The sequence below is a fragment of the Pseudoalteromonas sp. BSi20429 genome, from assembly GCF_000238895.1.
GTDB lineage: Bacteria > Pseudomonadota > Gammaproteobacteria > Enterobacterales > Alteromonadaceae > Pseudoalteromonas > Pseudoalteromonas arctica.
Genome location: NZ_BADV01000016.1, coordinates 60,364 through 67,327, shown reverse-complemented (window position 1 = coordinate 67,327; position 6,964 = coordinate 60,364). Strand labels below are relative to the sequence as shown.

Below are 6,964 nucleotides of genomic sequence, written 5' to 3'. Positions count from 1 at the left end.
AAAACAATTGTTAAATTTCTCTGGTTTACAGTTTCAGTCAACACTGGGAACTACACAAACATCACAGAGTGATACAAATAGTACACCCTATATTTTTGATTTGACGATTGGTAAAGAACACTTAGGGCAGCTAATTTATTTTAGTAAATTCCCGCTTGGTCAAGCCATTGAGAAAAAGCTACATACTTTACATACTGCGCTGGTTTATCCACTTCGTAATGCAATGATGTATAGCCGAGTACTAAAACTTGCCACAAAAGATGCGTTAACAGGCTTAAATAACCGTAGTCAGTTTAATGACTTTTTACTACAAAAACTTGAAAACTGCCGTCGTTACCAGCGTCCATTTAGTTTAATGCTGCTTGATTTAGATAATTTTAAACAAGTTAACGACAACTTTGGCCATAAAATTGGTGACGATACACTTAAAGAGTTTTCAAAAGTACTGTGTAGCAGCATACGCGGCACTGATTCGGTATTTAGATTTGGTGGTGATGAGTTTGCTTTACTTATTGAAGACCCTGAGTTTACAACGAATAAAGTGATTGCTGAGCGGATAATGTGCTTAGTAAGAAAATCGCCTCTAATGTCTAAGTATAAAGTAACAACCAGTATTGGCTTTACTTTAGCTAACAGCCAAGACAGCGAAACTGAAATATTTGCTCGCGCCGATAAAGGTTTATACAAAGCAAAAGCATCTGGTAGAAACTGCGCAAAAGCATATTAGTCTTTACTTAACTGCATTAAATAAAAAGCCTAGCTTCCCCCGCTAGGCTTTGCACTTACCAATTTATAAATAAACAACGCGGCACAAAAACCAAAAAAGAATCCGCTAATTAAATTAAGTAATGCGGTAATAGTAGCAAGCGGTGTAAATAATACTAAAAGCAGTGGCAGGCTCACGCCTAAAATAAAAAACAATCCACCTTTACCTAACCAATAAGCTAATAAAAGCACTGCAGATACAATTCCACCCGCAACTGCATAACCTAACGTTACAATATTTAGCTCAAGTAAGATATTAGCAATAATAGCTATAACGGCCGTTATTAGCATACCCATTGGCGCTTTAGTAACTAACGACAAACCAACATGCGGCTGTTTACTCATTTATTTACACTCCCAAAAAATACCATTTCCATCAATATGCTTAGCGCTTATAAAATAGCCAACCACTTGAACTAATTCATCATTATAAAAAATAAGCGGCACACTGGCGCGAAGCCAAGGCGCTATTTTTGCATCTTTAAGCCAATGCTTAACTGTATTACTACCAGGCTTTTTAAGTGGTTTAATGCGTGCGCTATTGCAATCAAAGCGCACTACTACTTGCTCATTAGCGTGTGGAGGTCTTACTCCACAACCGGTGCTTTTAATTAATAAGCGCCCGTCTGCCAGTTTTAGCTGTGAATGATTCAGCTCAATATCTGTTAACACTTCACTTGGTGTTACAAAATACAAATAACCTTGATGACGACGTATTTGCCCATCGAGCAAATCAATACGCATTTGTGCATCGTTTTTTGCGCACATTGCTTGATTAATAATTTGCTCGAGCTGCTTTTGCGATGGCATCACTTGTGTAAATAATGCAAGCCACGCACGTACTATATTTGCAATGCGCGCTGCGCTGTATTCGCTTATCTGGCCAATGCAAAGTGCTTGATGCTCGTTAATACACTTATTTAAATCAAGCTGGGTATATTCATCAAGTAGAGTTTGCTGTTGCTGTAGTAGTTCAATGCTTCGTGCAGTGCATTGTTCAAACCCATTAAAGCGCTCAGCTAACACGGGTACTATTTTCGATCGTAAAAAATTACGGTCAAAGCTTTCATCTGTATTAGAGTCATCGGTTATGTGGCTAATACTAAACTGCGTTGCAAACGCTTCTATATCGTTGCGAGCTACATTTAACAATGGTCTAAAACATATACGCCCACTTTGCAGCAAGCGCTCTTTATACATAGAACCTAGCCCTTTTAAACCTGAGCCACGCTTTAAGCGCAATAAAAACGTTTCTACTTGGTCGTTTAAGTGTTGGCCCAGTAAAATAATGCTGCCTTGTGGGCTTAGTTCATCAAGTGCTTTATAACGGACGTCGCGTGCTTGGGCTTCAAGACTTGTGCGCGACTGCTGCTCAATAACAACTTTCGCAGCTTCAAAAGGCACATTAAGCTCAATGCATACGTTTTTGCAAAAGTGTTGCCAGTCATCAGCATACTGGCTCAAGCCATGGTGGACATAAATAGCCGATACATTAATTGCAGGGTTATCTACTTTTAAAGTGCGCATTAAATGCAACAGCACCACAGAATCAACGCCACCAGAAAGCGCCACTGTAAAAGCGGTGTTACCTTGCTCAATATAGCTATTTAATGATTTTTTTAATTGCTGATAAATTGCTGATGTATGCATATGGGCGCACTTTTATATAAAAACTCTGAACATTTTAAAGCAAAAAAGCCGCATAAGCGGCTTTTTTTAACATTTAATGTGTTTAGCAATAACCAAACGACATTAAACGTTTGTAACGTTGATCAAGCATTTCTTCAAGCGTAAGCGCTTGTAGGTCTGCTAAGTCACGTTTAAGGCGAACTTTTAAGTTACGTGCCATAGCATCGTAATTACGGTGCGCGCCACCTAGAGGTTCATCAATTAAGTTACTGATTAAATCTAGTTCTTTAACTCGCTCTGCGGTTACACCCATTGCTTCTGCTGCAAGTGGTGCTTTGTCGGCGCTTTTCCAAAGAATAGACGCACAACCTTCAGGCGAAATTACAGAGTAAGTGCTGTATTGCAACATGTTAACTCTGTCGCCAACACCAATCGCTAATGCACCACCTGAACCGCCTTCACCAATAACCGTACATATTGTCGGCACTTTAAGTGTCGCCATTACTTTTAAGTTACGCGCGATTGCTTCAGATTGACCACGTTCTTCAGCGCCAACACCTGGGTATGCACCCGGCGTGTCAATAAAGGTCATGATTGGCATTTTAAAACGCTCAGCCATTTCCATTAAGCGTAATGCTTTACGGTAACCTTCTGGCTTTGGCATACCAAAGTTGCGTTTAATTTTTTCAGCAGTGTCACGGCCTTTTTGTTGGCCAATAACCATTACTGGTTCGCCATCTAAACGCGCAACGCCTCCTAAAATAGCCGGATCGTTAGCAAAAGTACGATCGCCAGCAAACTCGTCAAATTCCGTGAAAATGCGCTCGATATAATCTCGAGTGTAAGGACGCAACGGATGACGTGCTAACTGTGATACTTGCCAAGCGCCTAAATTAGAAAAAATCTCCTGTTTTTGTTTGGCACTTTTTTCTTTTAATTTGCTGACTTCCTCTTCTAACTCAAGGTCTAATTCGCCAGCGCGGCTTATATTTTGTAATTCTTCAATTTTTGCTTCTAATTCTGCAATTGGAAGCTCAAAATCAAGATAATTGAGGCTCATGCTCTAAACTACCTAATCAGTTAAATTCTAGTTCTACATCTTGCGCAGCCATTAGTGATAACTTATGAATTAAATCGTCACTTGGCGTAACACACCATTCGATCCCAAGAGTTAATTGCGCCAACGCATCTGGACGTTGGTAATAAACCTTGATCGGACACGTTCCCATTTTATAGGGTTCGAGTACTTTTTGTAATTTATCGAAGAAACCTGCCTCGACTTGCACCATGTTCAGCGTCATTTTAATCGCTTTAATACGCTTTTCACGCGCTTGAGCAATGGTGTTTATTTCTCTGGCGGTCATTGTAATACCACCGGAGAAGTTATCAAAGCTGACCTGTCCAGATATTACCAAGATATTGTTAACTTGGAGCATATCTTGGTACTTTTCAAACTCGTCTGAATACAAGCGTACATCAATCCGTGCACTCTTGTCATCTAAAGTTACTAAGGCCCAACGATTTCCTTTTTTATTAATTAATACCCTAGAAGCAATCACCAAACCGGCGGCTGTTGCAAATACATCGCGGTTCGTTGGCTGTAAATCAACTATTTTTCCGCTGGTATAATGCCTAAGCTCACGGCGGTACTGATTTATCGGATGCCCAGTTAAATAAAGGCCTAGGGTTTCTTTTTCACCATCTAACCATTCGTTATCAGTTAGGCCTGTGGCTTTGATAAAGGCTTGTTCAACCTCATCAGGCTCAGTGGCTAATAAACCAAACAAATCACTTTGCCCTAATAGCTCAGCTTTGTTGTGTTGGTCGGCTGCCCGCATTGCACTTTTTAAACTAGCTAGTAATGTAGCACGGCCAGCTTGGGTTTTTTCTGGCCCTAAATTATCGAGTGCACCTGAATAAATTAATTTTTCGGTCACGCGTTTATTTAAGCGTTTTAAATCAACTCGGGCACAAAAATCAAATAAATCTTTAAATGGGCCCCCTTTTGCACGCGCTTCTAATATTGCATCAACCGGTGCTTCACCTACGCCTTTTATCGCGCCAATGCCGTAAACAATCTCGCCTTGCAAGTTTACTGTAAACTTAAACTCACCTGCATTCACATCTGGCGGCAATAAGGTGAGCTTCATGTTTTCACATTCATCCACCAAAATAACGATTTTGTCGGTGTTATCCATATCAGCCGACATTACCGCAGCCATAAACTCTGCAGGATGATGCGTTTTCATCCACAGCGTTTGATACGAAACAAGTGCATACGCCGCCGAGTGAGATTTATTAAAACCGTAACCTGCGAACTTTTCTACCAAGTCGAAGATTTTTATTGCGAGTTCGCCGTCAATGCCGTTATTTCTTGCGCCATCTTCAAACGTTGAACGCTGCTTTGCCATTTCTTCGGGTTTTTTCTTACCCATTGCACGACGCAGCATGTCGGCGCCACCTAGCGTGTAACCTGCTAGTACTTGCGCAATTTGCATTACTTGTTCTTGATACAAGATAATGCCGTACGTTGGATCAAGTATTGGTTTTAAGCTTTCGTGCTGATACTGCGCATCTGGGTATGAGATTTCTTCGCGGCCCAGTTTTCGGTCGATAAAGTTATCTACCATGCCTGATTGCAGCGGACCTGGTCGGAACAAGGCCACGAGTGCAATCATATCTTCAAAGCAGTCGGGCTTAAGTCGACGTACTAAGTCTTTCATACCGCGCGACTCTAGCTGGAATACAGCAGTCGTTTCAGCGCGAAGTAGCAACTCAATACTTTTTTTATCATCCAGTGGGATGGTATTTATATCAACGAGGTCTTTACCTTGGCGCTCCATGCGCACATTGGTCATTTCGACCGCCCACTGCAATATAGTCAGTGTACGTAAACCCAAGAAATCGAACTTCACTAAGCCTGCAGTTTCTACGTCGTTTTTATCAAATTGCGTTACCGGAAACTTACCTTCGTCATCGCAATAAAGCGCGGCAAAGTCGGTAATAGTGGTTGGCGATATTACTACGCCACCCGCATGTTTACCGGCGTTACGTGTACACCCTTCTAGGATGCGACACATGTCGATTAAATCTTTTACTTCGTTATCGCCATCGTAGGCTTCTTGCAAGCGCGGTTCTATATCAAACGCTTTAGCAAGTGTCATCCCAGGATCGCCGGGGATCATTTTAGAAATACGATCAACAAACCCGTAAGGGTGCCCAAGCACTCGCCCTACATCGCGTATTACCGCTTTTGCAGCCATGGTGCCAAAGGTAATAATTTGCGATACCGCATTACGCCCATACAAAGCCGACACGTGATCAATTACTTCGTCTCGTCTGTCCATACAAAAATCGACGTCGAAATCGGGCATTGATACACGTTCAGGATTCAAAAATCGTTCAAAAAGCAAATCGAACTCAAGCGGATCCAAGTCAGTAATTTTAAGTGCGTAAGCAACCAATGAACCAGCACCTGAACCACGGCCAGGTCCAACAGGAATATTGTTATCTTTACTCCACTGAATAAACTCCATTACGATTAAGAAGTAACCTGGGAATCCCATTTGGTTAATTACGCCAAGCTCTATATCAAGTCGCTCATCGTATTCAACACGTTTTACTTTTCGCTCTTCTTCATCGGGGAATAAAAACTGTAATCGCTCTTCAAGACCATCTTCTGACACTTTAACTAAAAACTCATCAATCTTGAGTGAGCCAGTTGGGTAATCAGGTAAAAAGTAAGTCCCTAACTGAACCGTTACATTACAACGTTTAGCTATTTCTACTGTGTTTTGTAGGGCTTCTGGAATGTCGCTAAACAGCTCAGCCATTTGCTCTGATGTTTTTAGGTATTGTTCTTCAGAGAACCGTTTAGGTCTGCGTTTATCGTCAAGCGTGTAGCCATCAAAAATAGCAACGCGAATTTCGTGCGCTTCAAAGTTTTCAGGCTTTAAAAACACTACTTCGTTGGTCGCTACAACAGGTAACTGCTCTTTGGTAGCAAGCTCTACCGCCATGTGTAAGTAGTCTTCTTCAAGCGGTCGATTGGTGCGCACAAGCTCAAGGTAGTAGTTATCGCTGAAATGCTGCTTATAAAAGCTAATTACCGACTCAATAACACTTGGATTATTTTTTAGTAACGCTTTACCTAAGTCACCATCTTTAGCGCCCGAGAGAATAATTAAGCCCGTTTTATGCTCCACCAGCCATTCTCGGTCAATCACTGGGCGATGAAACACATGCCCACGTTGATACGCTTTAGATATTAATAAGGTAATATTTTTATAGCCGTCGTTGTCTTTGGCTAATATGGTTAAGCGGCTTGGCTCGTCAGGAAATTCTGGGCTACGAACCCAAAAGTCAGCACCCACAATAGGCTTAATACCGGCGTTATGTGTTGCGCCATAAAAACGCACTAAGCCACAAAAGTTCATTTGATCGGTAATCGCAATAGCGGGCATTTGCAGCTCTTGTGCTTTAGCGACTATCGGCTTTGTTTTAGCGAGGCCGTCAACCATCGAAAAATCTGAATGAACTCTTAAATGAACAAAATCAGGAGCAGCCATGC

The 6,964-nt window shown here is 41.6% G+C and carries 5 protein-coding genes; 1 reads left to right on the top strand and 4 read right to left on the bottom strand.

Features of this window, described 5'->3' with window-relative positions:
- Positions 1 to 727, top strand: a 727-nt coding sequence (locus P20429_RS19200) for a GGDEF domain-containing protein (protein ID WP_033026351.1), incomplete at its 5' end; no start/stop codon positions are given.
- Positions 728 to 756: 29 nt separating this feature from the next.
- Here the strand turns inward: P20429_RS19200 and P20429_RS15650 are convergent.
- From P20429_RS15650 to dnaE, 4 genes are all read right to left on the bottom strand, one after another.
- Positions 757 to 1,110: a hypothetical protein gene (locus P20429_RS15650; RefSeq protein WP_007581020.1), complete on the bottom strand. Its 354-nt coding sequence runs from the start codon at positions 1,108 to 1,110 to the stop codon at positions 757 to 759.
- Entirely contained in the window at positions 1,111 to 2,415 is a 1,305-nt protein-coding gene (gene tilS, locus P20429_RS15655; RefSeq protein WP_007581018.1) for a tRNA lysidine(34) synthetase TilS, read from the bottom strand.
- Between the two features lie 82 nt (positions 2,416 to 2,497).
- Positions 2,498 to 3,454, bottom strand: a complete 957-nt coding sequence (gene accA / locus P20429_RS15660) for an acetyl-CoA carboxylase carboxyl transferase subunit alpha (protein WP_007581016.1) — start codon at positions 3,452 to 3,454, stop codon at positions 2,498 to 2,500.
- Between the two features lie 16 nt (positions 3,455 to 3,470).
- Positions 3,471 to 6,962 (bottom strand): DNA polymerase III subunit alpha, encoded by a 3,492-nt coding sequence (gene dnaE, locus P20429_RS15665; RefSeq protein WP_007581014.1) that lies wholly within the window; start codon positions 6,960 to 6,962, stop codon positions 3,471 to 3,473.
- Between the last annotated feature and the right edge of the window lie 2 nt (positions 6,963 to 6,964).